16 protein-coding genes and 2 tRNA genes are annotated in these 26,867 nt (G+C 43.2%); 5 read left to right on the forward strand and 13 right to left on the reverse strand.

Going from position 1 to position 26,867, the window contains the following annotated elements:
- Window positions 1–49: 49 nt before the first annotated feature.
- Window positions 50–2,509 carry a bifunctional UDP-N-acetylmuramoyl-tripeptide:D-alanyl-D-alanine ligase/alanine racemase gene (locus AB669_RS10210; RefSeq protein ID WP_047799211.1) on the reverse strand — a complete coding sequence of 820 codons (2,460 nt, stop codon included), beginning with the start codon at window positions 2,507–2,509 and terminating at the stop codon, window positions 50–52.
- A 61-nt stretch (window positions 2,510–2,570) separates the two neighbouring features.
- Between AB669_RS10210 and AB669_RS10215 the strand changes: the two genes are divergently transcribed.
- The 3 genes from AB669_RS10215 (at window position 2,571) to AB669_RS10225 (ending at window position 3,377) form a co-directional block, all read left to right on the forward strand.
- Entirely contained in the window at window positions 2,571–3,059 is a 489-nt protein-coding gene (locus AB669_RS10215) for a regulatory protein RecX (protein WP_047799212.1), read from the forward strand.
- Between the two features lie 93 nt (window positions 3,060–3,152).
- Window positions 3,153–3,225: transfer RNA gene (locus AB669_RS10220), tRNA-Gly, on the forward strand.
- Window positions 3,226–3,292: 67 nt separating this feature from the next.
- Window positions 3,293–3,377: transfer RNA gene (locus AB669_RS10225), tRNA-Leu, on the forward strand.
- 54 nt (window positions 3,378–3,431) lie between these two features.
- On the opposite strand, the gene AB669_RS10230 is transcribed toward AB669_RS10225, so the two are convergent.
- The 12 genes from AB669_RS10230 to AB669_RS10285 all read right to left on the reverse strand — a co-directional run bounded on the left by AB669_RS10230 (window position 3,432) and on the right by AB669_RS10285 (window position 21,440).
- Entirely contained in the window at window positions 3,432–3,983 is a 552-nt protein-coding gene (locus AB669_RS10230) for a hypothetical protein (RefSeq protein WP_047799213.1), read from the reverse strand.
- A 290-nt stretch (window positions 3,984–4,273) separates the two neighbouring features.
- Entirely contained in the window at window positions 4,274–6,649 is a 2,376-nt protein-coding gene (locus AB669_RS10235) for a glycoside hydrolase family 3 N-terminal domain-containing protein (protein WP_047799214.1), read from the reverse strand.
- Between the two features lie 12 nt (window positions 6,650–6,661).
- Complete coding sequence (locus tag AB669_RS10240; RefSeq protein ID WP_047799215.1) at window positions 6,662–7,732, reverse strand: dipeptidase; 1,071 nt, start codon at window positions 7,730–7,732, stop codon at window positions 6,662–6,664.
- Between the two features lie 9 nt (window positions 7,733–7,741).
- The gene (locus AB669_RS10245) at window positions 7,742–8,857 is read right to left on the reverse strand and encodes a D-TA family PLP-dependent enzyme (protein WP_047799216.1); all 1,116 of its coding nucleotides are present in this window, start codon (window positions 8,855–8,857) and stop codon (window positions 7,742–7,744) included.
- A 2-nt stretch (window positions 8,858–8,859) separates the two neighbouring features.
- Window positions 8,860–9,330 carry a RidA family protein gene (locus tag AB669_RS10250; RefSeq protein WP_047799217.1) on the reverse strand — a complete coding sequence of 157 codons (471 nt, stop codon included), beginning with the start codon at window positions 9,328–9,330 and terminating at the stop codon, window positions 8,860–8,862.
- A gap of 19 nt (window positions 9,331–9,349) precedes the next feature.
- Window positions 9,350–10,666, reverse strand: a complete 1,317-nt coding sequence (locus tag AB669_RS10255; RefSeq protein ID WP_047799218.1) for a gluconate:H+ symporter — start codon at window positions 10,664–10,666, stop codon at window positions 9,350–9,352.
- A complete protein-coding gene (locus AB669_RS10260) occupies window positions 10,667–12,967 on the reverse strand; it encodes a glycoside hydrolase family 20 protein (protein WP_197082393.1) in 2,301 nt (766 codons plus the stop codon).
- A gap of 18 nt (window positions 12,968–12,985) precedes the next feature.
- Complete coding sequence (locus tag AB669_RS10265; RefSeq protein ID WP_047799219.1) at window positions 12,986–14,620, reverse strand: alpha-L-fucosidase; 1,635 nt, start codon at window positions 14,618–14,620, stop codon at window positions 12,986–12,988.
- Window positions 14,621–14,679: 59 nt separating this feature from the next.
- On the reverse strand, window positions 14,680–16,212 hold the full coding sequence (locus tag AB669_RS10270; protein WP_047799220.1) for a SusD/RagB family nutrient-binding outer membrane lipoprotein: 1,533 nt from the start codon (window positions 16,210–16,212) through the stop codon (window positions 14,680–14,682).
- 9 nt (window positions 16,213–16,221) lie between these two features.
- Window positions 16,222–19,635 (reverse strand): SusC/RagA family TonB-linked outer membrane protein, encoded by a 3,414-nt coding sequence (locus AB669_RS10275; protein ID WP_047799221.1) that lies wholly within the window; start codon window positions 19,633–19,635, stop codon window positions 16,222–16,224.
- A gap of 87 nt (window positions 19,636–19,722) precedes the next feature.
- Entirely contained in the window at window positions 19,723–20,745 is a 1,023-nt protein-coding gene (locus AB669_RS10280; RefSeq protein WP_047799222.1) for a FecR family protein, read from the reverse strand.
- Window positions 20,746–20,813: 68 nt separating this feature from the next.
- Window positions 20,814–21,440 carry an RNA polymerase sigma factor gene (locus AB669_RS10285; RefSeq protein ID WP_047799223.1) on the reverse strand — a complete coding sequence of 209 codons (627 nt, stop codon included), beginning with the start codon at window positions 21,438–21,440 and terminating at the stop codon, window positions 20,814–20,816.
- A gap of 305 nt (window positions 21,441–21,745) precedes the next feature.
- Between AB669_RS10285 and AB669_RS10290 the strand changes: the two genes are divergently transcribed.
- Both AB669_RS10290 and AB669_RS10295 read left to right on the forward strand, forming a co-directional pair.
- Window positions 21,746–25,054 carry a TonB-dependent receptor gene (locus tag AB669_RS10290; RefSeq protein WP_053058362.1) on the forward strand — a complete coding sequence of 1,103 codons (3,309 nt, stop codon included), beginning with the start codon at window positions 21,746–21,748 and terminating at the stop codon, window positions 25,052–25,054.
- A gap of 23 nt (window positions 25,055–25,077) precedes the next feature.
- Window positions 25,078–26,856, forward strand: a complete 1,779-nt coding sequence (locus AB669_RS10295; protein WP_047799224.1) for a RagB/SusD family nutrient uptake outer membrane protein — start codon at window positions 25,078–25,080, stop codon at window positions 26,854–26,856.
- Window positions 26,857–26,867 lie beyond the last annotated feature (11 nt).

Below are 26,867 nucleotides of genomic sequence, written 5' to 3' on the forward strand. Positions count from 1 at the left end.
CAAAATTCTTTACAAACTGAATTGGTTCATTACTCATCAGCCCAACCACTTATTCATAAAAGTAAACCCGCTTCACACGTTGGGAAATACTGGTTAGTATTTCATATGGAATCGTATTAATTTCCTCAGCAAGTGTCATGATATTGTGCTCATGATTAAAAACAATCGCTTCGTCACCAGGCTTTACATCAATGCCGGTTACATCAAGCATAGTCATATCCATACAAATCGAACCAATAGTAGGTACCAGCTGACCGTTGATTAACATTTTACCCGTCCCATTTCCAAATGCGCGGGTATAACCATCAGCATACCCAATTTTTACAGTAGCAATTTTCCCCCCATCCGGCATTACCCCTCTCCTGCTATACCCAACTGTTTCTCCTGCAGTAAGTTCCTTTACCTGGGTCACTGTAGTTTTAAGTACCATAGTGGTTTGCAAGCCTTTATTCGCTAAAATACCTGAATCGAAACCATACAAACCTATTCCCAAACGAACCATATCCAGTTGTGCATCGGGCCAGCGGCTAATACCCGAGGTATTCGAAATATGCAGCAAAGGCCTGTAGCCCAAACTATCAATAAGTTTTGCAGCAGTAACTCCAAAACGATCAATCTGCAGTTGCGTAAAACCATCATGCTCCGCTTCTGCACTTGCTACCAGGTGAGAGAAGATACTCTTTACCTTTATCCGCTGAGAATCTTTAATTGAGATCAGGAGCTGATCAATTTCACGCTCGTCAAAGCCCAATCTATGCATACCGCTATCTATTTTGATGTGTACCGGATAATCAAAGTCATAATCAGATAGTGCATTAAGGAAGCTGTTCAGTATCCCGATGCTGTAGATTTCAGGCTCCAGATTGTATTTGACTATCGCTTCAAACGCTGATTCCTCAGGACTCATTACCATAATAGGTAAGCTAATCCCGGCTTTTCTCAGTGCTATCCCTTCATCTGCATAGGCCACGGCCAGATAATCCACCTTGTGAAATTGTAGCAAATTGGCAATCTCAAAACTTCCGCTTCCATAAGAGAAGGCCTTAACCATCGCCATAATTTTTACTCCTGATTTTAATTTAGAACGATAAAACTGCAGATTGCCAACCATGGCATTTAAATCAATCTCTAAAACCGTGTCGTGGATTTTTTGCGTTAGCAATTTACTGATCCGCCCAAATTCAAAACGGCGGGCTCCTTTAACCAAAACCGTTTCGTGATTAAATACTAAACCCGGAAACGCCTCTATAAATGCTGAAGTATTCTCAAAAAACTGTGTCTCCATTTCAAAAAGTGTCGAAAACTGCGTAATCTGCGTTCCGATACCTATCAGCCGATTCACATTTTTCTGTGCCAGTAAACCGGCAATTTCACCATACAAATCCTCATCCTCTCTGCCCGTTTCAAATAAGTCAGAAAGAATAACAGTTTTCTTCGCATGCTGATTCTGCTGATTGAGAAAGTCGAGCGCTATGGCCAGCGAAGAAATGTCAGCACTATAAGAATCATCGATGATCGAACATTGGTTAATACCGTTTTTGAGTTCAAGCCGCATACTTACATGACTTAGCTTTTCCAAACGCGAATCTGCCTGCTGTGCGCTATAACCCATAGCTAATAAAGTAGCCCAGCAGATCATGCCATTCTCTATTGAAGCCTTATCTTTAAAAGGAAGCATACACTCAATCTCCCTATCCTCAAATATAGCCCTCAGGTAACAGTTGCTTTCAATAGGTTCAATCGCAATGATACGAAGATCGGCTTCAGCCTTAGTGCTCCAGCTAAACTTTCGTTTGCCCGGCAGCGCCTTAAAGTTCACCTCATTTACATAATCAGGCGAATAAATAAAGAGGTCACTGTTTTCAAACAGCTTCAATTTCTCTTTTAACTTTTGTTTCTTTGAAGCAAAGCCTTCTGCATGTGCCTCCCCAATATTGGTTAAAATTCCAATCTTTGGCTGAATGATATCGGCCAGCAACTCCATTTCATTAATGGCAGATATGCCTGCTTCAAAAATTCCAAGTGTATGATCAGTATCAATCTGCCAAACCGAAAATGGTACACCGATTTGAGAATTATAGCTCTTCGGACTCCTTACAATATTATAATCGGCAGCCAGCAGCTGATAGAGCCACTCCTTAACAATTGTCTTACCGTTGCTCCCAGTGATACCAATAGTATCGAGTTTAAAAAAATTCCGGTGAGCAATGGCCAGCTTTTGAAGAGCACGTAACACATCGTCAACTAAAATAAAATTACAATCTGGGTATTGATCAATATAATGTGGACTACTGATCACGAAATTTCTAATGTCCTTACTATAGGCATCCGCTATAAATTCATGTCCGTTGCGGTGAGAAACCAACGCGAAAAACAAAGCAGATTCAGGCATAAATACCGAACGGCTATCGATAATCAGGTATTGAATAACCACTTCTCCATCAAGTAACCGGGTATCGGAATTTAAAATCCCGGCGATGGTAGAGAGGGTATATATTGGGTCCAGCATGTGATTATATTAAGAAAAATATGCTAAAGGTTTTTATTTTTACGAATTTCAGTAAATAATTATGAAAAGCGGTAAAGAAGAGACAGCAATATTAGATAAAAAACAGGCATCAGCCAAGGCTGAAAGTTTTTGTGTATATCAGGAACGGTCTCAAAAAGAAGTCAGGTACAAACTGGTGGAATGGGGAATGCGTGGCGATGAGCTGGAAGAAATTCTTTCTGATCTGATTACCAATAACTTTTTGAACGAGGAACGCTTTGCATTGCAATATGCTTCAGGAAAATTCCGCATCAAAAAATGGGGCCGTACAAAAATCAAACAGGGATTAAAACTTAAAGGTGTCCCCGAGCGGATTCTTCAAAAAGCGCTATACAGTATGAACGATGATGAATATCTCGAAACCCTGATACAGTTGGCTGAGAAAAAAGCGGCTTCTCTAAACGAAACAAACCCCTTAAAAAGAAAAATGAAACTCATCAGCTACCTTCAGGGAAGAGGATTTGAAAATGATTTAATTTTTGTTGCCCTGAAAGCCAGCAATTTAAATTAAATATTAAATTTTTAATAAAAAATCCCTTGACAGAAATATAAATCTCTCTATATTTGCATCACCAAAACGAAACAGCATATCGGTTTTGTTCATGCGAAAGTAGCTCAGTTGGTAGAGCACGACCTTGCCAAGGTCGGGGTCGCGAGTTCGAATCTCGTCTTTCGCTCTAAATGCCTTCCTACCAGGAGGCATTTATTTTTAAATTTGGCTTCCGGTTTCGGAATCAACCAAATGCTCAGATGGTGGAACTGGTAGACACGCAGGACTTAAAATCCTGTGCCCTTAACAGGCGTGCGGGTTCGATTCCCGCTCTGAGTACATCAAAAATCAAATTTAAATCCCTTACATTTCTGTAAGGGATTTTTTTATACCCTACTGGCCCCAGTTCACCTGAATACCATGTTCCTGCGCATATGCTTTGCCCTTCTCCATCAAACGATTATAATTTTGCTCAAAACGCATTCCATACTTCTGATCAATATCTTTGATCAATACTTCTTTAGCCGATTGGCTGCCTTTAGCATCACAAAGTTTCGCATAAGCCATGTACTCATTTTTATAGACCGGGATAACCAGTTCGTACAATGATGTGGACAACGCTTTGATTTCCTGTTCTTCATCGCCGGAAACAGATAGCTTCTTCACTTTGTCGAGCGACTGCTCCAGATATAAAATCTTATTGGTGATGTTGGTAACGGCTTCATTGCCCTTCTTTTTACTTGATGGGATGTCAGGGAATTCTTTGGTTTCGTCATTAATGTGCCTTGCAAGATCTGGACTGGCAAAATCATTGATCATATTCGTGTTCAATATGGCAATATCAAAAAATCGTTCCGGCGTCTCTGAACATGCAGAAAAGAAAAGCACAGCTAAAATGAGAAAATAAGAGAATGTTTTACGGGATAGGGCTTGAAATTTGTTCATCTTCTGGATATAAAATAGGTTTAAATATTAAGTCATACCCTTAACAAAGATTAAGCCGAAATCACGTTTCTGAGGCGAAATCTGAGCAGAAAGAGAAATAGGCACATCGGCTAATTCTCATTTAAAAGTAATACTAATCATACAAAATTTAATATTTTTGCATAATTCAAAATTAATTGTACCTTTGTTCCGAGAGCGTTAATTTAAGGGCGGTCAGCTGTAATGGTTGATCGCCCTATTTTTTTGCTACGCCCCCTGGATTAAGATCAAATGAACCGTCGCCAAATGGCCTACTGAATCACAAAGTCGCCCTCCAGCTTAATTTCATCTGACGAACCACCCACCATTAAGTGATAAGCACCCGGTTCTACCACCCATTGCATTTTTTGATTATAAATTTCAAGATCCGATTTATTCAAAGTAAAACTCAGCGTCTTTTGTTCCCCCGCCTTCAAAGCAACTCTTTGAAACTTTATCAGTTGTTTACCAGGCAATACAACCGACGATTTTTTATGCTGTAGATAAAGCTGTACCACCTCATCGCCATCAATAGATCCGGTATTTTTTACATCAATTTTAACACTCACCGTTTTTTGTCCCGTATTCGCAACCATATGAAGATTTTGGTAGCCAAAAGTGGTATAGCTTAAACCAAATCCAAAAGAATATAAGGGTTTAGCATCCATTTCAATGTAATCATGTTTCTCAGGATAGCGCGCATTATAATAAACCGGTAGCTGTCCAACAGATTTAGGTACCGAAATCGTTAACCTTCCTGCAGGATTGTAGTCGCCGAAAAGGACATCAGCAATGGCATTACCACCTTCTTGCCCCGGATACCAGGCATCAAGTATCGAAGGGACATGTTCAGCAGCCCAGTTTAAGTTTAAAGGCCTGCCTTTAATCAATACCAGCACAACAGGTTTCCCTGTTTTCATAACTGCTTTCAGCAACTTCATCTGGTCGCCCATTAAATCAAGTGTTGCACGGTCATAACCTTCACCACTTTCCATATCACTAACCGTTTGTGCTTTTGCATCCACTTTCGCAGCACCGGTTTCAATATATTCCGTTTTAAAATCCCGCGCGCTCGAACCACCCAGTACAATCACCACCGCATCAGATTTCTTCGCTGCCGATACCGCGTCATCGATATTACTTGACATCGTATCACGGATGCCACAACCTTTTATATAGTTGATTTTCGTTGTTTCGCCTAGCTTATTTTTAATACCCTGCAAAACGGTAACTACATTTCCATCTGCCTGTGGCGCAGTATAGTCGCCTAACTGGTTATACACATTGTCGGCATTAGGGCCTATAACCGCAATACTTTTTAATTTTTTACTCAGTGGAAGCAGTTGATTCTGGTTCTTTAATAGAATTACCGATTCACGCGCAACCTCGCGGGCAATCCCGATTTTCCCGGCATCCCTTACCTTTTGTTTAGCCACCTGTGGATCAACATAAGGATTTTCAAATAAACCCATCCTGAACTTAATCCGCAGCACCCTGCTCACGGCAGTATCCAGTACCTGACCAGAAACTTTACCCTGTTTGATGGCATCCAGCAGGGATTTTCCATAACCTATCCCACTTAAATCAGCATCCAACCCCGCATTAATGGCCAATGAAGCCGCATCGGCATCGGTTGCCGCAACATGATGGTTGGCTTTTAGCCCTGAAATGCTGTTTAAGTCTGAAACCACGAAACCTTTAAAGCCCCAGTCCTGACGCAGGATATCTTTCATCAAAACCGAATTAGAAGAGCAGGGAACACCGTCAATAGAATTATAAGAAGTCATTACCGACAGTACGCCCGCTTTTACAGCAGCCTTAAACTGGGGTAAATAAAACTGATGTAACGTCCGCAAGCCAAGGTTGATGCTGCTTCCATTATGCCCACCCTCCGGAGCACCATAAGCAGCCAGGTGTTTTAAGGTCGCCACTACATTCACACCGCTGTTAACCGACTTCCCCTGTAAGCCACGGACCATACCCTCACCCATCCGGCTGATCAGTACATGGTCTTCACCATAGGTTTCTTCCACCCTCGACCACCGCGGTTCGCGAGCCAGATCCAGCACCGGGCCATAACCAATATGTCCGCCTTGCACCCGTGTTTCTTCAGCAATTGCAGCAGCCATTTTCTCAATTAACTCAGGATCAAATGTACTGCTCTGCCCTATTGAAGTTGGAAAAACGGTTGTGCCAATGGCCATATGACCATGGGGAGCCTCCTCAGAAAGCAATACAGGGATACCTAAACGCGTGTTTTCAATCGCATATTTCTGGATGGCATTCGTTGCTTTTGCCGCAAGTTCAGGATTTAATCCATTTGCCAGGGTCTTTTTAGTCCAGGGATCTGCACGCAATGTTGCCCACAACATTCCCGTATACGATTCCTTTAACGATTTTTTAAAGGCCTCACTTACTTCAACCTCATTACCATTCTTGGTATACATAGGCCAGCCCAATGGCATGGAAATCTGTCCCACTTTTTCCTCAACAGTCATCCGAGAAAGTAAATCCTTAATCCGGCTTTCTACAGGTGCTTTTGCATTCTTATATAAGGGAAGCGTGCCTTTCGTTTGTGCAAAGCCCGGAATGTTAAATGTTGAAAATGCCAGACTCAGGCATAGGGTAATTTGTAGTTTTTTATTCATATCAGCTAAATATTATGCCCAGGCCTTCCTCAGGAAACGTAGCCAGTTTCCATGCATCAGGTTTTCGACATCAGTATCGGTGTAACCTCGTTTTTTAAATAAATCCGGCACTTTCTGTAAGTCAGCAATGGTTTCCAGGTCGTAAGGACACTGCTCTCTGCCAAAGGCGCCGTCCAGGTCTGAACCTATGCCCACGTGCAATGCGTTGCCTGCAAGCTGGCATATGTGATCAATATGATCAATCATCACCTCCAGATTACAGTTCATCGCTCTTGGTTGCGAAATTCCCCTTTGCCAATCCGGTACCATCATCCAGGCATCAAGCGCTGCACCAATCACGGCACCTCTGTCAACAAGCGCTTTAATCTGTTCATCGCTGTACTGCCGGTTATGGTTAACCAGACTACGGCAGTTGTTGTGCGAAGCCCAGATATGTCCGCTAAAACGGCCCAATGCATCCCAGAAACTGTCGTCACATAAGTGCGTCGCGTCTAAGATAACATTTAATCTCTCCATTTCCTTCAGTAATTCATGCCCCAATGGGGTCATCTTACCTGTAGCATCTGTCCCCTGCGCGTACCTGCCGGGGCCATAATGCGCCGGACCAACAGCCCGCAGACCATTCTCCCATGCCCGTTCCAGATGTTGCGGCGTAACATAAGAATCAGCACCTTCCAGACTCAAAATGTAGCCCACTGGTTTTTCAGTTGCAGGCTGATCATTCCGCCACAACGAAAGGTGTTTCTCAAGCGTCTCCAGGTTATAAACCTGAAACATTTCACCCGCATCTTCCATGGCTTTATACCAGGCCAGCTGACCCTGTGTTTGGGCCCAGGCCTGCTCCGGCGAGTGCCAGCCAGGCAGATGATTATCGGGGGCCACATATCTCGCAATCTGGGTAGCTACCACCAAACCAATATTTCCTTTTCGCAACTCCGGAAGCGACACCGTTGCCAATGCCCGGTCGGGCTTATCAGTTAAACCCTCTTCCCGCTTATTGATCGATGAAACCTCCTGTGTTAAATCACGGTTCCACTCCAAAGCATTCATGCTCAAATCCAAATGGGCGTCTATTGTAAACATGCTTATTTCTTAAATGGTAATTTTTCTTTTTCGGGAAATGATATCCCAGTAATCAAGGGATCGATCTGTTCTCAGGCAAATTGCACTTTCGTGCAGCGCCACTGTTGGACAAACATGATAAGGTAATCCATATAGCATGTCGCCAGGCAAGTAGGCCTCAGGTTCGGCAGTACTTAATACCAGATGCTCTTCACTCTGACTTTGAACCTCAAGCAACGGTGCATTAATAAAAAACACGCGGTTCCTCAATTCCTTTTCTGCTGCAACCGCTTTGTGACCGAGGTCAGTACATACCAACCCCTCATCCGGAAGTGATACTACTCTGCTCGCTACCAGTGCAGCGGTTTGAAAAGGCTGTTCCGGATAAGCATCCTGGTAGCCTTTATCCCAAAGGATAAAAGTACCGGGACTACACTCAAAATCTGTTTCTGCAGCGTAGATGGGGAAAGTAGGCGTACCGCCGGCAACAATGGTAATGCCATAGCCTAAATGCGCTTCAACCTTTTCCCGCAAATCCAGTAACTGTTTGATAACAGGTGCCGATTTCTCGATCCTTGCCTCCAGCGCTGCATCATGGATATGACCATCATAAGCATGCAATCCAACAACAGTTATACCCGGAAGATGCTGAAGGTTTTCCAATAAACTTAAAGCCATTCCGGGAAGTAGGCCTGTTCGGTTCATACCCACATTCAAATCGATATACACATCCAATTCAGCGCGCTCTTCTACAGCCTTTGCAGAAAGTTGCCGGGCTATTTCCAGGCTATCTGCGAGGCAGCTGAATGCCGTATCAGGGTACCGACATTTAAGCTTAAACAACCGGCTCATATTTTCAGCCACAGGCTGATAGGCAAGCAAAACATCAGGTACCCTATCTAAAGCCAGCATTTCTGCCTCAGCGATGGTAGCACACTTAAACTTATTGATGCCTGCCGATAACAGCAGCCTGGTAATTTCCCTGCACTTATAAGTCTTCATATGCGGCCGTAACCGCTCAATCCGGTTAATCATGCTTTTCAGCAAACCGATGTTGGCCGTTAAACGCTCCTCATAAAAAATAAGGGATGGCGTTTCAATATGCGCTTCATCAGGCAGCAGGTACCAGGCTTGCTCCTTTTCCATGTTTAAAACAATTCGAATAAAGCCTCAATCTCTACCGGGATATTGTCTGGCAAAGAGCCAAATCCTACTGCACTTCGTACACCAATCCCGTTTTCCTCACCCCATACTTTTGCAAAAAGCTCACTGCATCCGTTAATGATGAATGGGTGTTTTTCGAAGTCGGGTGTGCAGTTTACCATACCCAATACTTTAATTACCCGTTTAACTTTGTTCAGGCTGCCTAAATTGGCTTTAATAGTCGATAACATGGTTAAACCTACCTGCAAAGCTGCAAGCTTACCCTCGTCCTGATTTAAATCTGACCCGATACGGCCGATAATTAATGATTTGTCGTCCTGAACTGGTCCATGTCCGCTCAGATACAAATATTTTCCATCAACCAAACAAGGCTTATAAACACCCAGTGGTGCAGGTGCTGGTGGCAGGTTTAATTTTAATTGTTCGAAGCGTTCGTCGGGAGTTAAATTTTCCATTTTTATATAGGTGTTATAATTAAGCTATAATCAGGTGTAGTAAAAGTATGGCAAGTAAACCAACAATGCCAACTATTGATTCCATTAATGCCCATGATTTAAAAGTGTCTTTTAAACTTAAGCCAAAATATTCTTTAAACATCCAGAAGCCGGCATCATTTACGTGCGAGAACATCAGGCTCCCGGCACCTACCGCCAATACCATGAGGTTTGGATTGGTATGTGTTTGCTCCATCAGTGGCACAATAATCCCTGCAGTGGTTAAACCCGCAACGGTGGCAGAACCCACACAAAAGCGGATAACCGCAGCAATCAGCCAGGCCAGGAAAAGTGGTTCCAGTTCAACATGCTGGAGATAACCCGCAATCTGGTTGCTTACGCCACTCTGTGTCAAAACCTGTTTTAAAGCGCCGGAACCGGCAATAATCAATAAAATCAGGGCAATGTCTTTCACCGCATCACCGTAAATCCCCATAATCGCAGTAATCTTTTTCCCTTGAGATAAACCCAGCAACCAGGTGGCCACAATCAATACAATCAGCATCACCACAGATGGGTGGCCGGCAAATAAGATATAGGGCAAAATGGCTGAATCAGCACTTAGTAGAAGCGGAAAGAAAGATGCTGCAGCCAGTAAAATAACCGGCAGTAAGGCGGTGAAAAAACTTTTAAATCCGCTCGGCAGGTCCTGATCAGCGATTTCAACAGCGCTGAAAGAAGCGATAGGAACAGCATTGATATTTTTCAACGTACGCGAAAATATGGGGCCGCCAATAATAATCGCCGGAATGGAAACCGCCAGACCGTACAACAATGTCAGCCCCATATCGGATTTAAATTGCACAACCAAAGCCGCCGGAGAGGGATGCGGGGGCAAAAAACCATGGGTAACTGATAGCGCAGCCAGCATGGGTAAACCGATGTACAAGGCAGGTAATTTATACCGATACACTACCGAAAAAATCAGCGGTACCATTAGCACAAAGCCTATACCGTAGTAAAGCGGAATACCAATCAGAAATCCCGTCAGCACCATAGCCCATTGAATGTACTTTTGCCCGAATACCTGCATACTTACCTGAGCAATCTTTTGCGCAGCACCACTCTCAGCCACCAGTTTACCCAGCATAGCTCCTGCAGTAATGATAATGGCCAATGATCCCAGTACGTCGCCGATCCCCTTTTCTATGCTACCAGGGATTTTTGCGGGCGGTAAACCCAGCGCCAGCCCGGCAAGAAACGACACCAGCAAAAAAGAAATAAAAGCATTGACCTTAAAAACCGAGATCAGTACGATTAACAGCGCAATGCAAAGCAAAACGATTAGTATAGTCATTTAATTTACGATAATTTCGTCCAACATTAACCAGGCTTTTGTTCCGGCACCATAAAAACCATCAGGTATAACGCCAACATTACTGGCTTTGATGCGTACGTAACGGGCTTGAACAGGATGAAGCTGGTGCAGAATACTGTTAATTCCTTCCTGGCTAAAAACCGTTTGCCTCGATACTTCTTTAAACGATTGCTCATTTGTAGAAACCTCCACCACCAGCAATTTAGGCGGATGCATCTTTTGCCACTGATAATTCAATGTATTGATGCCCACCTCACGCACGGTCTTTTCTTCACCTAAATCAACTATCGCCTCAAAGTCACCTCCGCTTAATCCCAGCCACTCTCCACTATTATATAAATAAGAACCCTGAATACCATTGGTTAAGCGCTGGGGATCAATATTATAATTGCCCTGCCCCGCAGTGTTAAGTATAACTTTTTTACCTGAAGCCATACTTTTAACTATCGCCTGTTCAAACAACTTCCCGTTGGGTTTACCGGCCTTAAAAAGCTGAGCTTTCAATGTTCCGGTTTTGTCAATTACAATCAAACTGCGATATATTTGACTGGTCGTACCTGGATTTTTACCGTTTAAAGTATAACGGATTTCGGCATTGGGCAAATCAGTACTGAGCTTAAACCCCTTCGCAGCGTCCACACTTTCACAAGCGATGTCATAATAAGCGGTCGAATAGTTCAGTTTTTTCAAAAACCGCCCATTCGCCAGTAAGCGAGCCAGAAAATCAGGATAGTCCTTCTGCGCTTTTGCCGACCAGGCCGTTTCCGCAAGGGCAATCACACGCGGAAATATCATATACTCCGCTTTGGATGCATCGCTAAGATATTCGCTCCACACATTCGCCTGCACCCCTTTGATGTATTGCTGTTCTTCTGCATTCAATTCGGCAGGCATGGGTTCGTAATCATAAACCTTCCGTAGGGGCAGATAGCCACCTGCAGCAATTTGTTCACTTTTGTTGAGCGACTGATAGTAATCGAGATAAAGAAACTTTTCAGGCGTCATAATCACATCGTGTTTCAGTTTGGCGGCAGCAATGCCACCTTCCAATCCCCTCCAGCTCATTACGGTAGCATCGGGTGCCAGTCCACCTTCCAGAATTTCGTCCCAGCCAATAATCTTTTTCCCCTTAGCATTCAGGTATCGCTCCATACGGGCGATAAAATACGATTGCAATCCATGCTCGTCTTTAAGCTTCTCCTCTTTAATTCTTTTCTGGCATTTCGGGCAACCATGCCAGCGGGTTTTCGGACACTCATCGCCACCTATATGAATGTAGGCCGATGGAAACAACGGGATGACTTCGTCCAGCACCCCCTCAAGAAAGTGAAAGGTTTCTTCATTGCCTGCACAAAAAACATCGTCAAAAACACCCCAGTAAGTTGCGGTTTGATAAGGGCCTCCGGTACAACCCAGGTTGGGATAGGCCGCTAATACTGCCTGAGCATGTCCCGGCATTTCAATCTCCGGAATGGTCGTAATCTGGCGTGCAGCGGCATAACCAACAATGTCTTTTATTTCTTCCTGCGTATAGTAGCCACCATATCTTTTACCATCAAAACGGTGCGGATTAGCCCTTTTATGTCCGATAAGGGTCTCATTGCGATAGGCCGACCGGCTTTGAAGTAAGGGATATTTTTTAATCTCAATCCGCCAGCCCTGGTCATCGGTTAAATGCCAGTGAAAAGTATTGATCTTGTAGAAAGCCAGTACGTCCAGCCATTTTTTAATGACTTCAACACTGAAAAAATGCCGTGCCACATCCAGATGCATACCCCGGTAAGCAAAACGAGGTGCGTCCTCAATGTGATATCCCGGTACGGTAATAACCTTCCCTTCATTTCTGATTAGCTGCACCAGCGACTGTAAACCATAAAAGAGACCTCTTTCATCAATCGCTTTTATGGTAATATTTTGACTGGAAACATCGAGCAGGTACGCCTCAGACTTCAACTTCAATCCCGCATCAACGATCAGGTTGATACCCTTAGGCTCCGCTTTATTGCTTCGCAACAATGAAAAACCCGATAGATCTTCAAGGTACTGATCAAAAAATGAAGTACTCAGCTTCGTAGCACCGGCAACATACAACCGGGTTGTTTTCTGAATCAAAAAGCTACCCGACTGTCTCAGCTCAACAACAGGCTTAGGGATAATTCCTGAACCGCTAAATACTTGTGCACTTACCCGGGCTGTGAAAACCTGAACCCACAAAACCAAAAGCCAGGCCATGCATTTCACTTTATTCACCAGAAATTGATTCAGAAGGTACTTCATCATAAAACCTTTTACTACCACCTAAGGTAAGTTTAAAACTTTGTTTTCACCTTCTATAATTACATTTTGCTGTTCCACAATGGCTTTATATTCGTAAGCACCTTTCGGTAATGTGAGCGTTCCGGAGAAAGTTCCATCCGCCTTAATATTCACCCACGGGCTCATTTTCCAGTCGCCCGCATAAAGTGTTTCTACCTGCCCAAGATAAGGCCGGTAATAAAATCTTGCCCGCTGGGGTTTAATTTTAGTATAATTAAGCACCTTGCCATTTAGCGTTGCAGTACCTGCAGCAACCTTGTAGTCACCACTCTGAACCATCGCTGCGTCCGCAAAAACGGGTTCAACATTTTCCAGTTTAATCACAACCGGATTCGGCCACCGGTGATCATCGTAAATACGTTGTGCCTTCACCACAGAAAGCTCAAGTCCATTTGCTGTTTGTTTAAATCTTGAGGACACATCCAGATCGGGTTTATATTCTATAATCCGGCTGTTTTGCCCCAATACGCTAATCCTGGTTTCATTAGTGGCCTTTGCAGACTTCAGCAGAAAAGTCCTACGTTCGCCCTCTTTCCAGTTTTTAGCGTCCATCACAATGGCAAATAATGTTCCAGGTGCTTTTTGTGTAAAATAAATATTCTGCTCTTTACTCACCACCCAGCTGCGTACATCGTCCATAGCTTCATGGTTAATGAAATACCATCCCCCCATTTCACGCAAACGGTCCTCCTGCTCATTTGCTAAAGCACCATTTGCCTTGGGCCCAACATTCAGTAACAATGAACCACCTTTCGACCGGGCTTCAATCAGTAACTCAATTAATTGTGAACCCGACTTATACCGTTCGTTGGTGGGCTGGTACTGCCAGGCAGTACCGATGGTAATCGGCGATAACCAGGGTTGAGTAATCTTGGCGCCTGGCAGGGTTTGCTCCGGGGTTAAAATTGCACCACGGGTAATCAGAATATCAGGTTGCATTTTCCATGCAGTTTCCTTTACCGTTTCCTTGGGATCACCATCAATAAACAATACATCTATCTTACCATAATTCTGCATCAGCTCTTCCGTTTGTTTACGGTTGTATTCTGCATATTCTTTCTTTATACCTGCGTCAAGGTTGGTAATATTTCTGCTGATAGGAATCTTATGCTTATAAAGAAAATTGAAATCTTCCGGAGAAAAATAAAAGCCTACATCCAGTCCGGCTTCCCGTGTAGCTTTTACAAACTCTTTCAGCAGGTCTTTTTTATAGGGTGTATTGGTAATTTTAAAGTCTGTGGTTTTGGTATCCCAGAAACAGAAACCTGCATGGTGCTTAGTGGTAAACACAATGTATTTCATACCAGCCAGTTTGGCCAGTTCGGCAATTTCTTTAGGATTAAAAGATGAGGGATCAAAAGTTTTAGGCAGCTCGCTGAAATAACGATCCGTGTAATCATCAGAGGCGCCAACCAGTGAGTGACTGATCACTACACCCAGCTGGGCATCAACATTAAAGTGGATAAATAAACCTGCGCCGGTGTTGCGCAACCATTCCTCACGCTCAGGTTTGTTTAAATTATAACTGCTCGAGGTTTCATCTTCCACCACATCATTACGCTGCGCAGAAACCGTACCCGCAAAAAACAGGCAGATTAAAAATATTCGGTATATCATTCGGATGTTTTAATCAATCCGGCAGCGCCTGTAAAGCCCTGCCGGATATCATGAATATATTACAGTTTATCCCACCAGATGCGGGTCATAAAATCATCAGCTCCCTGACGGGCGATAGCAGCATCAAGCGATGCGCGGTTTAAATTCTGCTCAGAAAGCGGGTATAACATTCTTCTGAAGATCCTGCCTCCCGTTGCATTACCTACATACACAACCGGTACCAAAGCCGGGTAACCGGTTCTTCTGTAACTGGCAAAAGCCTCCTGCGCATCCGGAAAGGCAGCCAGCCAATACTCGGTGTAAATCTGCTGCATTTTAGCCTCAAAAGTTCCCGCTGTATTGAACGGATGGTATTTGATATAGGTATTGATCTGCAAATCGCTGATGATGCCATCCGCCGGTGCGATAATCGACCATTGCTTCATGGCAGCCCGGATACCTGTTTCATATAGCGTAGCTGCAACACCTCCGGTATACCAGCCCCGTAAAACAGCCTCTGCCAAAAGGAAATTGGTTTCAGCGGTGGTATAAATCAGTTTTGCACCACCCTGGGCGAGCACTGTTTTCTGGTTGGGCTCAGAATAAGTCACGAAATCAGCAGGTTTGGCACTTAAGGTAGCCGGCATTCCCTTTTGTACCGCCAGTGAAGTATCTGGAACACCATTTACATAAACAACCGATAGTATACCTAAACGCGGATCCTTGTTGTTTTTCATATAGGTAATAAATGTATTCTGGTATTTCCCACCCTCCGCATTGCTCACACCATCAGCCTTAATATAATCACTGTTATACAAACTTAAAGCAATCGGGTTTTTGTTAATATCCTGCCCGGCACTCATATAGGTAATTTTAGCAATGTCAGCATCATCAGTAATCACACCGCCAGCTATCGCTTTCTTCACCCAGGTTTCAGCTAAGGCAACATCTACTTTGGTTAAACGCATGCCTAAACGAAGCATCATTGAATAAGCAAATTTTTTCCATTTAACGGTATTACCGGCATAAATCAAATCAGCCTGACCGAAGGTACCTTTAGCTGCATTTAAACTTAATGCCGATTCGTCCAGTTCCTTAAGCAGATCCAGATAAATACTCCGCTGTGCATCGTAAGCAGGTTTATAGTTCGAGTTGGTATAGCCTTGAGCCGCTTCAGAATAAGGAACATCACCATACAAATCGGTAATGCGGCTAAAGCAGTATGCTTTCCATATTCGTGCAGCAGCCAGTAAATTTACCTGCTCCGGATTGTCTTTCACGGCATTAATTACCAGTGCAAGCTCATTAATTTCCTGATAATAAGCATTGCTGAACTGCGCCGCAGATTGCTGACTCTGACTGGAAACATACTTTGAACCGAAACCAGCAACATCATTGAAACTCGTCGTGTATTGCATGGTACCCAATAACAGATTAAGATTATTCTTGGCGCCGTCATATTGCGCTTTCGTGAAAACGAAAGCAGGCTGAACAGATGTTGAAGATTCAGGATCAGTATTAATTTCCTGAAAGTCTTTTGTACATGATGCTAAAAGCGCACTTAATAACACTACGCAAGCAGCTGATTTATATTTATTTGTAAACTTTTTCATCGTTCATTATTAAAATTTGACCATTAAGTTTAAACCAAAGGTACGTGTGCGTGGTAGTCCGATTGATTCGAAACCCTGTGCATTACCATTTGTATAACTCGATTCAGGATCGAAATTGTCGGTTTGTTTATAGAAGGTCAGGATATTGCGCGCAACAAATGAAATACTCGCCGATTGAATCTTTAAGAAATCCAGTTTTTTAACCGGAATATTGTAAGATAAAATGGCCTGACGGAGCTTGATAAACCCTCCATCATGCACAAACAATTCAGAATAATTACGCATATCATTGTAGTAGGCACGCAAATCGCTTACCGGAATTAAAGCCGAATAAGGATTACCGGCCTGGTCAACACCTGAAATGGTTAAGCCATTTTCCCGACCGGGTAAGGTACTCTTCATTAAACCCAAACGGGTAGCGTAAACCTCCTTAATCGAAAATACTTTATTTCCGAATTTACCATCAATCAGAAAACTCAGGTTAAAATTACCGAACCTGAAATCCTGAGTTAATCCCATGGTTAACGGCGCTACGCCATCTCCAAGTTCCTGTAAACCTGTTGCAACCGGACGCTTCGTTGCTGAATTATATACAATATCCCCCGCGTTATTCCTTAATATCTTAGTCCCCACTATCGTTCCATAAGAACTACCAACCGTTTGATTAATGTAACCCCAGTTACCTACAGAAGTGGCCATTTGAAAAGTATTAGTACCTTCAACCAGCTTAATTACTTTACTTTTATTGTAAGCAACATTATAGCTGATGTTCCAGCCAAATTTATCACCCTGAACCGGAGACCCTGTTAATAAAAACTCAACTCCTTTATTACTCAGTTCACCAACGTTCAATACAGCATTATTATATCCTGAAGTAGATGAGATGGCTGCATTGAGAATGTCATCACTGGTTTTGCGGCTATAGGCCGTAAAATCTAAACCTAAACGGCCTTTAAACATTTTCAGTTCTACACCAGCCTCATAAGTGGTAGAGGTATAGGGTTTCAAACTCGGGTTGGTAATGTCGTTAGTCGTCACATTCTGGAGCGGCTGTCCGGCACTTGGAACATTACTGTAACTTAAATTAATTTTATACGGATCGGCAGCGCCACCACCTACTTCAGCCCATGATGCACGGACCCTCAGAATATCGATGGATGAAGGAAGCTTAAACGCATCAGAAACCACAAAACTGCCCCCGACACTTTGATACAATATACTGTTGTTATCAGGACTTAAAGTAGAAAACCAGTCATTACGTGCCGTATACGTTAAAAACAAAATGCTTTTATAATCTACGTCAGCCGACCCGAATACTGAATTTGTCCTCATTCTTTGATACGTAGGAATGGTACTCGCAGTAGCCAGGTTTTTATAGCTGTAGAAATATGGAATGGTAAAAGTATTGCCATCCATATTCAACTGTTTATTTTCAAAACGGCGGCTGTTCGCTCCACCCAAAATGGAAATTCCGATTTTATCAGCAATGCGGTTTTTATAATTTCCCGTAACAAGTGAGTTTGTCTCCGAAACGTCCGATTTAATACCCGAATACTGACCCTTAGGAATATAAATATCGCCCGTTGGCAAAATATTCACATAATTATAGTTGTAAAAGTCGCGGCTGATTACCCCCTTTAACTGAAAGTTCTTAACAATATCATAGGTGATAGATCCCTGGCCTATAAATCTGTTCTTCACGTCATTCTGCTGATATTTGTTCATCACAAAATACCCGTTTGTGGCAATACCGGCATCGTTCCACGGGGTTTGATTTCCCGCAGCATCGTAACCCGGAGCCAGCCAGCGCACATCTACGGTATTGGCTACTTCATACGGCGTCCAGTTCGGGTTACCCAAAGCGTCGCCCGCAAGGGTTCGTCCATAACCTCTTTCCAGGTTGTATTGGGCCAAACCTTCAACTTTGATCTTATCGGTAATCTTTGCATTGATATTTAAGTTGGCCGTTTGTCGTTTAAATTTAGTTGTAGAGATGATCCCTTTGCTATCTAAATCCGATAAAGATAAACGGTAAACAATGCCATCAGTACCTCCCGAAAAAGCAATGGTATTCGTAAAGTTCGTGCCCGTAGAATAAAAGTTATCAATGTTATTTTTTACCGCACTATAGGGATGGGTTAATCCGTCGGCAGCCACATAGTCAGAACCGTCTATCTTCGCTCCAAATGACAAACGACCCGTTGCAATGGCATCATTCTTAGTCATCGGCTTTACGCCGTTTAATCCCTGCCCATATTCATACTGGTAATCGTTATCGTTAATCGCATTTTCAATTGTAAACGTCGAATTGTAATCTACACCAATGCCTTTTTGCTTGGTTCCTTTTTTAGTGGTAATTAAAATTACACCATTACTCGCACGAGAGCCGTATAAAGCCGCTGCAGTACCGCCTTTCAATACGGTTATGCTTTCAATATCATCAGGATTGATGCTGGAAATTCCATCACCCCTGTCAACATTTGTTGCCAGTCCGTTTGTAGTCGCAGCACCTCCTGGTACACTATTATCAATCGGCATACCATTCACTACGTAAAGCGGTTGATTGTTACCATTAAATGAACCATTACCACGGATAATTACCCGGCTCGACCCACCCGGACCGGTTGACAAACCAGTAGCATTCACACCAGCAATTTTACCGGTTAAAGCGTTGGCAACGTTATTTTCCCTGGCTTGAGTAAACTCCGATCCTTTCACTTCTGTAACGGCATAACCCAATGCTTTGCTGTCACGTTTGATTCCTAAAGCCGTAACCACCACGTCGTTTAAGCTGCTGGCACTCTCTTTCAACTTCACACTCACAGGCGATTTGAAATCAGTTACCGGAACTTCAAGCGTTTCATAACCTACTGACGCAATGCTTAAAATGATGGGTTTTCCAACCAGTTCGTTTGGGATAGTAAGGCTGAATTGTCCCTGTGTATCAGTCGATGCACCCGTCTTGGTTCCTTTAATATAAACGGTCGCGCCGATCAATGGAAGATTGTCGCTGGCTGAAATCACTGTTCCTTTAATCACATCAGCTGCATTAGCCACTGTGGCATTTACAATGATGTACTGCGAATCGCTGATCTTATTAAAATCAAGCGTTGAGCCATCAAGAGCAAAAGTTAAGGCCGTCTTGGCATCGCCAAACGCCATCAGCTGTGTTTCAGTAAGGTTGCTGTCTTTGTTCTCCAGAATGCCAGCCTTGTAAGCTATTTTAATATCGAACCGTGTTTTAATAATTTGTACGGCGTTTTTAAGTGATATTTTATTAGTATTAATGGTTTGCGCTTTTACGCCATTCGCATGGGCCACGTTGCGGGCCATCAGCTGGGCCGAACAAAATAACGTACACGCGCAGAGCATCATAGTCAGGCAGCCGTATTTAGCCACCCTCCTAAGGTAGAGTAATCTCATAATCCTGTTTAGTTTAGGTTTTGTTGGTTAATTGTTTTGTTGTTTCTATAGCCAGGATAGGATTCAAGCGCTTAAATCCTACCCTTACTACTGGGTAATGGTTATTTTCTTATTGTGTGTTGTAATATTTACATGCAAGGTGGTCGATAAAATCTGAAGCAGTTCTTTAACACTGCCTACATTAATTTCTCCTTCAACCCTGAGCCCGTTGAGCTTCTCATCGCCCAAAATAACATCGTAGCCCAGGTCGTCTTTTAATACGCCGATCATCTCTTCCAGACTGGCATTTTGAAATACCAGCTGACGGTTGATCCAGGCGGTTAAATGTTGCGGGTTAACCATCTTCTGATGAACAAGGTTGCTTTCGCCACCATACTTTACCAGGTCACCAGGCTTCATCACAAACTGCTTCCGGTTTTGGGCTTCGTCATCGTAATCCACCCTGATCTTTCCCGTCAGCAGCCCTACACAGGTTTTTTCATGCCTGCGCTTTACATTGAAGGTGGTTCCTAATACTTCAATGTTCATGTCGCCGCTATGCACGATAAATTTTTCTGAGGGCTTGATATTGTTCGTATCAATGTTGATGTGCTTAACCTTAAATAACGCTTCACCGTCAATCCAAACTTCCCTTGCCCCCTGCCCGAAGTCTGCGGCATAACTGATTTTCGAATTACCGTTCAGCGTTACTTCCGATCCGTCAGGCAAAGTGATGGTTTTGATCATGCCATAATCGGTTTTTACCGCATCCTTATTCCAAAAAGTAAAGTAAAGGACAGCCGGTAAAATCACTACTGCGAAAATTGCAGCAACCCTGAAGAAAGTGGAGAAAGAAAGTTTTTTGACTGTTGGCTGGCTTGCCGTGATGGTCTCAGCTATTTTTTCGAAAACAGATTGCTGGGCAGCATCGTTGCTAAATACTCTTTGATTGCGATAAGTGGAAATGGTATCGAATGCCGCAAGAGCTACTTTGCTTTTATATGGATATTCCGCTCTGAATTTTTCCCAGGCCAATAAATCCGAAGCATTTTGCACGAGAACAAATGCCACGAAGACATCATCGTTCAAAAAATCCTCAAAAGTATAATGTGTAAATCTAGAAAAATCCATATCAGCAAGTTATTATACTCCCTATATACATGAACCCGCCTAAATTATCCCTACTTTTTTAAAAAAAATTAATTAATTTCTAAAAGTGCTTTTTTTGACGCGAAAACAGTAAAAATCATCAACAAATCAACCAGTTTAACACGTTCCTGAAGTTTACCAATGGCCTTATACAGCAGTTTATAGGTAGAACTGATATTTAAATTCATGATATCTGCAGCCTCTTCATAACTCAAACCCTCATAAAATCTCAGATAAATAATTTCCTGTTGCCTGGCAGATAAGGTTTGAATCGCTTCCTTTAACTTCCTCTGTAAGTCTTTTTTCGACTCATCGGCTATAAAAACCGTATCAAACGATACTTCGAAGTTGAAAGGATAATCTTCATCGGACTCTATCTTTACAAAGCGCTGCTGCGTTTCCATCTTCCTGAACAATAAGTTCCGCAGTGATTTATAAAGATAGTTTTTTACCGAAACCGGGTCCCCCAGCTGACTTCTTTTGGCCCATAGATGAACAAAAAGATCGTGTACTGCATCCTCAATCAGGCTTACATCCCGGGTAAATTTATAGCCATAGTTATTAAGCGCCTTAAAATGAGTATTATAAAGTTGCATATAGGCATTCCAGTCGCCCTCCTTAAAGGAGCTCCATTCCATACTACTGGTTTCGTGATGTTGGACTTTTTTTAACGGCATAAGGATATTTCGATTTACTAACATAATAAAATTAACCTACTAAAGAAATAGAATGGAAAATTAGTTCACGCTCACCTTAATCCTGAATGCTGAACCAGGCCAGTCTTAATTTCGAGCTTGCTGGCCCCCTTTCTATTTCTGCAGTTAAGACATTTTTTGCACGGAAGTAAATCGATTTAAACTAAAATTACAAACCCGTAAAGATAAAAGTAACTTAACCTCCCCTTTACACAGGTCCCCTAGCTTTGCAGCAATTCCAAGGAAACCGATAACAAATTTCCCTTTTTAACTAATTATTAATTAAAATGAAAAAACCTTTACTGTCTAGGCAGAGGGTTGTGGTTTATGCTTCCATTGCATGTATGCTCTTGAACAGTATTCCCGCCTCCGCCACGACTAACGTGAATTTACCAGTCAACAACCATGCTGCCGATAAGCTTGCCACAGGAACCATTAGTGGAAAAGTAGTCGACGAAAAAGGAGAACCCCTTCCCGGAGCCAGCATCCTGATCAGGGAATTATCCAAGGTAGTACAAAGTGCTGGCGACGGATCATTCAGTGTGAATGTTCCGGCAGGTACCTATAACATCTCTGTTTCATTTATTTCCTACACCACACTCACTTTCAATAAAGTGGTGGTTAAAGACAATGAAAACACGCCTTTAAACATTACCCTGAAAGGCGAATCAGGCACACTGAACGAAGTGCTGGTAGTAGGTTACGGTACGCAAAAAAGAGAAAACGCCACGGGGGCCGTGGATCAGATTACCGCAAAAAGTATCGAAAACAGACCAATCACCAACCTTTCACAAGGCCTGCAGGGTTTGCTGCCAAACCTCAACCTGAAAATGATGGATGGTAAGCCAACCCAGTCACCCAGTTACAACATCAGAGGAACAACCTCTATTGGCCAGGGTGGTAATGCCTTAGTGCTGATCGATGGTTTTGAGGGCGATCCGTCACTGTTGAATCCAAACGACATCGAAACCGTATCCATTCTTAAAGATGCGGCCTCAGCTGCCATTTATGGTGCAAGAGGTGTGTTCGGAGTAGTTCTAATTACAACAAAAAAGGGTGAAAAAGGACGTACCAGCGTTTCATACACCTCAAACTTTGCCTCTAAATCTCCCATCGTACGGCCTGATCTGGTAACAGACGGCTATACCTGGGCAAAAATGTTTGCCGAAGCATTTGTAAATGGCGATGGTGCCTTTCCACAAAATGCCAATAAAACACAGGTGTTCTCGCAGGCATATCTCGATGAATTTAAAAGACGCGTTGAATCCGGACAACCCTACAGTACGATCGACGTAAACCCAACTACTGGTCAGTATACTTACTATGGCAGTACCGATTATTACGGCGAGTTGTATAAAGACAATACTAATGCTTTCGAAAATAATCTATCTGTAAGTGGCGGAAGTGACAAGGCCACATTTCTGGTATCTGGTCGCTTTTTAGATCAGGACGGATTGTTCAGATACAACAGCGATGATTACAGCATGAAAAATATCCGTGCCCGCGGAACCATTCAGGTTTTCCCATGGCTGAGCGTAGAAAACAATGCAGATTATTCAGTAATGAATTACCACAACCCAATCAACGTGGGTGAAGGTGGTGGAATCTGGAGAAATATTGCAGATGAAGGCCACCCTACCATGCCCTTGTTTAATCCCGATGGCTCACTTACATTCTCATCTGCCTACACCGTAGGCGATTTCTTCTATGGCAAAAATGGAATCGATACCAAACGTGCCGTATTCAGAAACATCACCGGATTAAGAAGCAATTTCTTCAATAACAAATTTCGCGTAAACGCCGATTTTACATTCCGCAATACCAATAACAATATCGAACAAAAGCGGGTTCAGGTACCTTATAGCAATTCCCGCGGGGTAACAGCCTTTGTAGGTACCACCACAAACGACTTATTATTCGATACCCGGGAAACCAATTACATCGCTACAAACATTTTCGCTGAATTTGAAAACAAGTTCGGAGCAGACCACTACCTTAAAGCAATGGTGGGTTACAATTATGAGCAGTCTACCTACAACCGCGTAGCCGTTCAACGAAATGGGATCATTTTCGAAGACGCTACAGATTTAAACCTGGCCTTAGGGCAAGCAATTACCACGAATGGTGGCTATGAGCAATGGGCAATCCTTGGCGGCTTCTCAAGGTTGAACTACGGCTTTAAGGACCGTTACCTGATTGAAGTAAATGCACGCTATGATGGATCGTCAAAATTTCCGTCCAATCAACGTTACGGATTTTTCCCTTCTGTATCAGCCGGATGGAGAATCAACAAGGAATCATTCTGGAAGGTATCTGATAAACTTATTTCTGACCTCAAAATCAGAGCATCTTATGGCTCATTAGGAAACGGTAACATTGCGTCCTATGCTTTTCAGGATCAGTTCAATGTGACACAATCCGGGGTCATACTAAACGGCTCACGCCCGCAAACAACCAAAAACCCGGTGGTTCTACCAGATGGATTAACCTGGGAAACCTCTACCACCACCAACGTTGGCTTAGATTTATCCATGCTCTCTGGACGTTTGAATTTCACTGGCGATGCCTATGTGCGTAAAACCACTGATATGTTTACCACCGGACTTACCCCTCCGGCAGTATTCGGCGCTAATCCTCCAAAAGGTAATTATGCCGATTTAACCACGCGCGGCTGGGAAGCCTCAATATCCTGGGCCGATAGAATTGGTAATGATGAGAAACCATTTAAATATAACATCCGACTCACACTGGCGGATAACAAAACAAAAATTGATAAATACAATAACCCGGATAAACTGTTAAGTGATTACTATGAAGGACAAACCCTTGGTGAAATATGGGGTTATGAAACCGAAGGATTCTTTATCGATGCGGCAGATATCGCATCACATGCTAAACAGGATCCACAAATGCGTGCCTCTCCTTCTGGTCTGTGGTTCCCCGGTGATATTAAACTGAAAGACCTGAATGGTGATGGCTTTATTAACGTCGGCGAAAATAAGGTAGGTAAATCGGGCGACCGTAGAATCATCGGAAATTCAGCACCAAGATATATGTATGGTGTAAACCTGGGTGCAGAATGGAATAACATCTCCTTCTCAGTTTTCTTCCAGGGAGTTGGAAAACAGCAATGGTACCCGAGTACGGAGAGCGAAATGTTCTGGGGCCAATACAACAGGCCATATAACAACATCCCGACCTTTCATTTGGGGAACATGTGGACACCAACTAACACCGATGCCTATTTCCCGCGTACCATGTCAAGGGCAGCGTCGAGCAATACCAATCGTACACTCGGTGTAGCACAAACGCGCTACCTTCAGAATGTAGCCTACATCCGTATGAAGAACTTACAGGTGGGTTATACCTTACCAAATAAATGGGTAAATAAAGTAGGTGCACGTTTTGCCAAAGTATTCTTCTCAGGCGAAAACCTCTTCACTTACTCACCAATGTACAAAATCGTAAAAAACACAATAGATGTGGAGAATGCCGTGCCTTCTGATCAGGATTTGAATGCCGGTAGTACCAATGGTGATGGCTATAACTATCCTTTAATGAAAAGTTTCTCACTGGGTTTAAACATTGGATTTTAATTAAGGATCATTACACAATCAATATGAAAAAATTATCTATATTCTTTTTATTGGCCTGCACAGTACTCGCGGCCTGTAAAAAGCTCGATCAGCAACCCGAGGCTACACCAACAAAACAAGCTGTTTTTGGTACCGAAAACGGATTGAAATTATATACCAATTCCTTTTACGGAATGGATTTTATGCCGAAAAACTCTACTAGCAAAGATGCCATGTCTGATTATCTGGCTGTAAAGGCAGTTGAAGATTTTATTCGTGAAGGTGGTTTCAGTGCAAGCAACAGCTCTGGATGGACCTGGACTGATTTAAGAAACATCAACTATTTTATCCAGAACTGTAACGATCCCGCAGTTCCGGCAACTATCCGCAATAACTACATCGGTATCGCACGCTATTTCAGGGCTTACTTTTATATGGAGAAAGTAAAACGCTTTGGCGATGTGCCCTGGATTAATAAAGCCTTAAACGCCGACGACCCTCAGTTATATGCAGGTCGCGATAAACGCGAACTGGTGATGGATTCAGTATTGGCCGATCTTAACTTCGCTATCGCAAACATTTCAGCTCAGGATGATGCCAGCCGCACAACCGTTACAAAATCGGTAGCCAGTGCTTTCAAATCAAGAGTATGCCTTTTCGAAGGTACTTTTAGAAAGTATCATGATGAGCTTGGTCTTACCGCTACAGCAAACAGATGGCTACAGGAATCAGTTAATGCTGCCGATCAGATTATCAAAAGCAAAACTTATTCTATCAATACCAACGGAGGCCCCGGTGTTTCTTACCGACAGGTATTCAACAGCAATACCCCTGTTGTAGGCGAAGTAATCCAGTCTGCGGTAGCCGACCTGAACCTGGGTGTACTCAATGAAGCCAACTGGTGGTGGACAAGTGGTACCTACGGTGCCAAAGCCAGCTTCACGCGCACCTTTATCAATACCTATTTAAATCTAGACGGAACGCCTTTCACCAACAACCCGGCTTACCGGACCATGCTGTTTAAAGATGAAGTAAAGAACCGCGACTTGCGCCTGAAACAAACCATCCGTCTGGGTGATTATAAAAGAATTACAAATGGGGTGGCAGTGCCCGCTCCTCCTGTTTTCTCTTACACCTTCACAGGCTATCAGCCCATAAAATGGACACTTGATGATACCTATTATGATGCTGGTGCCTTAAATACCAATGCCGTTTCGCTATTCCGTTATGCAGAAGTACTTTTAAACTACGCCGAAGCAAAAGCTGAACTCGGAACATTAACGGATGCCGACTGGGCGTTAACGGTAGGTGCATTAAGGTCGAGAGCAGGAATTACGGCAGGCCTAACCACCAAACCTACAATAGTTGATCCTTATCTGGTAGCTAACTATTTCCCCGGTATTAGCGATGCTACTATTCTCGAAGTGAGAAGAGAACGCGGTATTGAACTGAGTCTCGAAGGTCTTCGTTTTGCGGATTTGTTAAGATGGAAAAGAGGCCCGCTAATGGAACAGGAATGGAATGGCTTTTATGTTCCGGCTTTAACTACCCCACTCGATCTAAATGAAGATGGCGTGCTCGACGTAGCTTTCTATCAGGGAACCGTTCCCAGCCCGGCTGTCAATGGTGTAACTTACGTCAACGTTTCCCCAAGAACCGCAACTGCCGTAAACTCACAGCTATTGAAAAATGGAACTTCAGGCGAATTAACCTGGATGAATGAAATCCCTAGAAAATGGAACGACCGCAATTACTACTACCCGATTCCATTGAATGACTTGCAGCGTAATCCCAATCTGAAACAGAACCCGGGATGGCAATAGAATATAACGGG

It is taken from the genome of Pedobacter sp. BMA (genome assembly GCF_001027745.1).
Lineage (GTDB): Bacteria > Bacteroidota > Bacteroidia > Sphingobacteriales > Sphingobacteriaceae > Pedobacter.

Excerpts from the sequence above, each read along its gene's own strand:
- AB669_RS10210 (WP_047799211.1), bottom strand. The coding sequence starts at position 2,509 with ATGCTGGACCCAATATATACCCTCTCTACCATCGCCGGGATTTTAAAT.
- AB669_RS10215 (WP_047799212.1), top strand. The coding sequence starts at position 2,571 with ATGAAAAGCGGTAAAGAAGAGACAGCAATATTAGATAAAAAACAGGCA.
- AB669_RS10230 (WP_047799213.1), bottom strand. The coding sequence starts at position 3,983 with ATGAACAAATTTCAAGCCCTATCCCGTAAAACATTCTCTTATTTTCTC.
- AB669_RS10235 (WP_047799214.1), bottom strand. The coding sequence starts at position 6,649 with ATGAATAAAAAACTACAAATTACCCTATGCCTGAGTCTGGCATTTTCA.
- AB669_RS10240 (WP_047799215.1), bottom strand. The coding sequence starts at position 7,732 with ATGTTTACAATAGACGCCCATTTGGATTTGAGCATGAATGCTTTGGAG.
- AB669_RS10245 (WP_047799216.1), bottom strand. The coding sequence starts at position 8,857 with ATGGAAAAGGAGCAAGCCTGGTACCTGCTGCCTGATGAAGCGCATATT.
- AB669_RS10250 (WP_047799217.1), bottom strand. The coding sequence starts at position 9,330 with ATGGAAAATTTAACTCCCGACGAACGCTTCGAACAATTAAAATTAAAC.
- AB669_RS10255 (WP_047799218.1), bottom strand. The coding sequence starts at position 10,666 with ATGACTATACTAATCGTTTTGCTTTGCATTGCGCTGTTAATCGTACTG.
- AB669_RS10260 (WP_197082393.1), bottom strand. The coding sequence starts at position 12,967 with ATGATGAAGTACCTTCTGAATCAATTTCTGGTGAATAAAGTGAAATGC.
- AB669_RS10265 (WP_047799219.1), bottom strand. The coding sequence starts at position 14,620 with ATGATATACCGAATATTTTTAATCTGCCTGTTTTTTGCGGGTACGGTT.
- AB669_RS10270 (WP_047799220.1), bottom strand. The coding sequence starts at position 16,212 with ATGAAAAAGTTTACAAATAAATATAAATCAGCTGCTTGCGTAGTGTTA.
- AB669_RS10275 (WP_047799221.1), bottom strand. The coding sequence starts at position 19,635 with ATGAGATTACTCTACCTTAGGAGGGTGGCTAAATACGGCTGCCTGACT.
- AB669_RS10280 (WP_047799222.1), bottom strand. The coding sequence starts at position 20,745 with ATGGATTTTTCTAGATTTACACATTATACTTTTGAGGATTTTTTGAAC.
- AB669_RS10285 (WP_047799223.1), bottom strand. The coding sequence starts at position 21,440 with ATGCCGTTAAAAAAAGTCCAACATCACGAAACCAGTAGTATGGAATGG.
- AB669_RS10290 (WP_053058362.1), top strand. The coding sequence starts at position 21,746 with ATGAAAAAACCTTTACTGTCTAGGCAGAGGGTTGTGGTTTATGCTTCC.
- AB669_RS10295 (WP_047799224.1), top strand. The coding sequence starts at position 25,078 with ATGAAAAAATTATCTATATTCTTTTTATTGGCCTGCACAGTACTCGCG.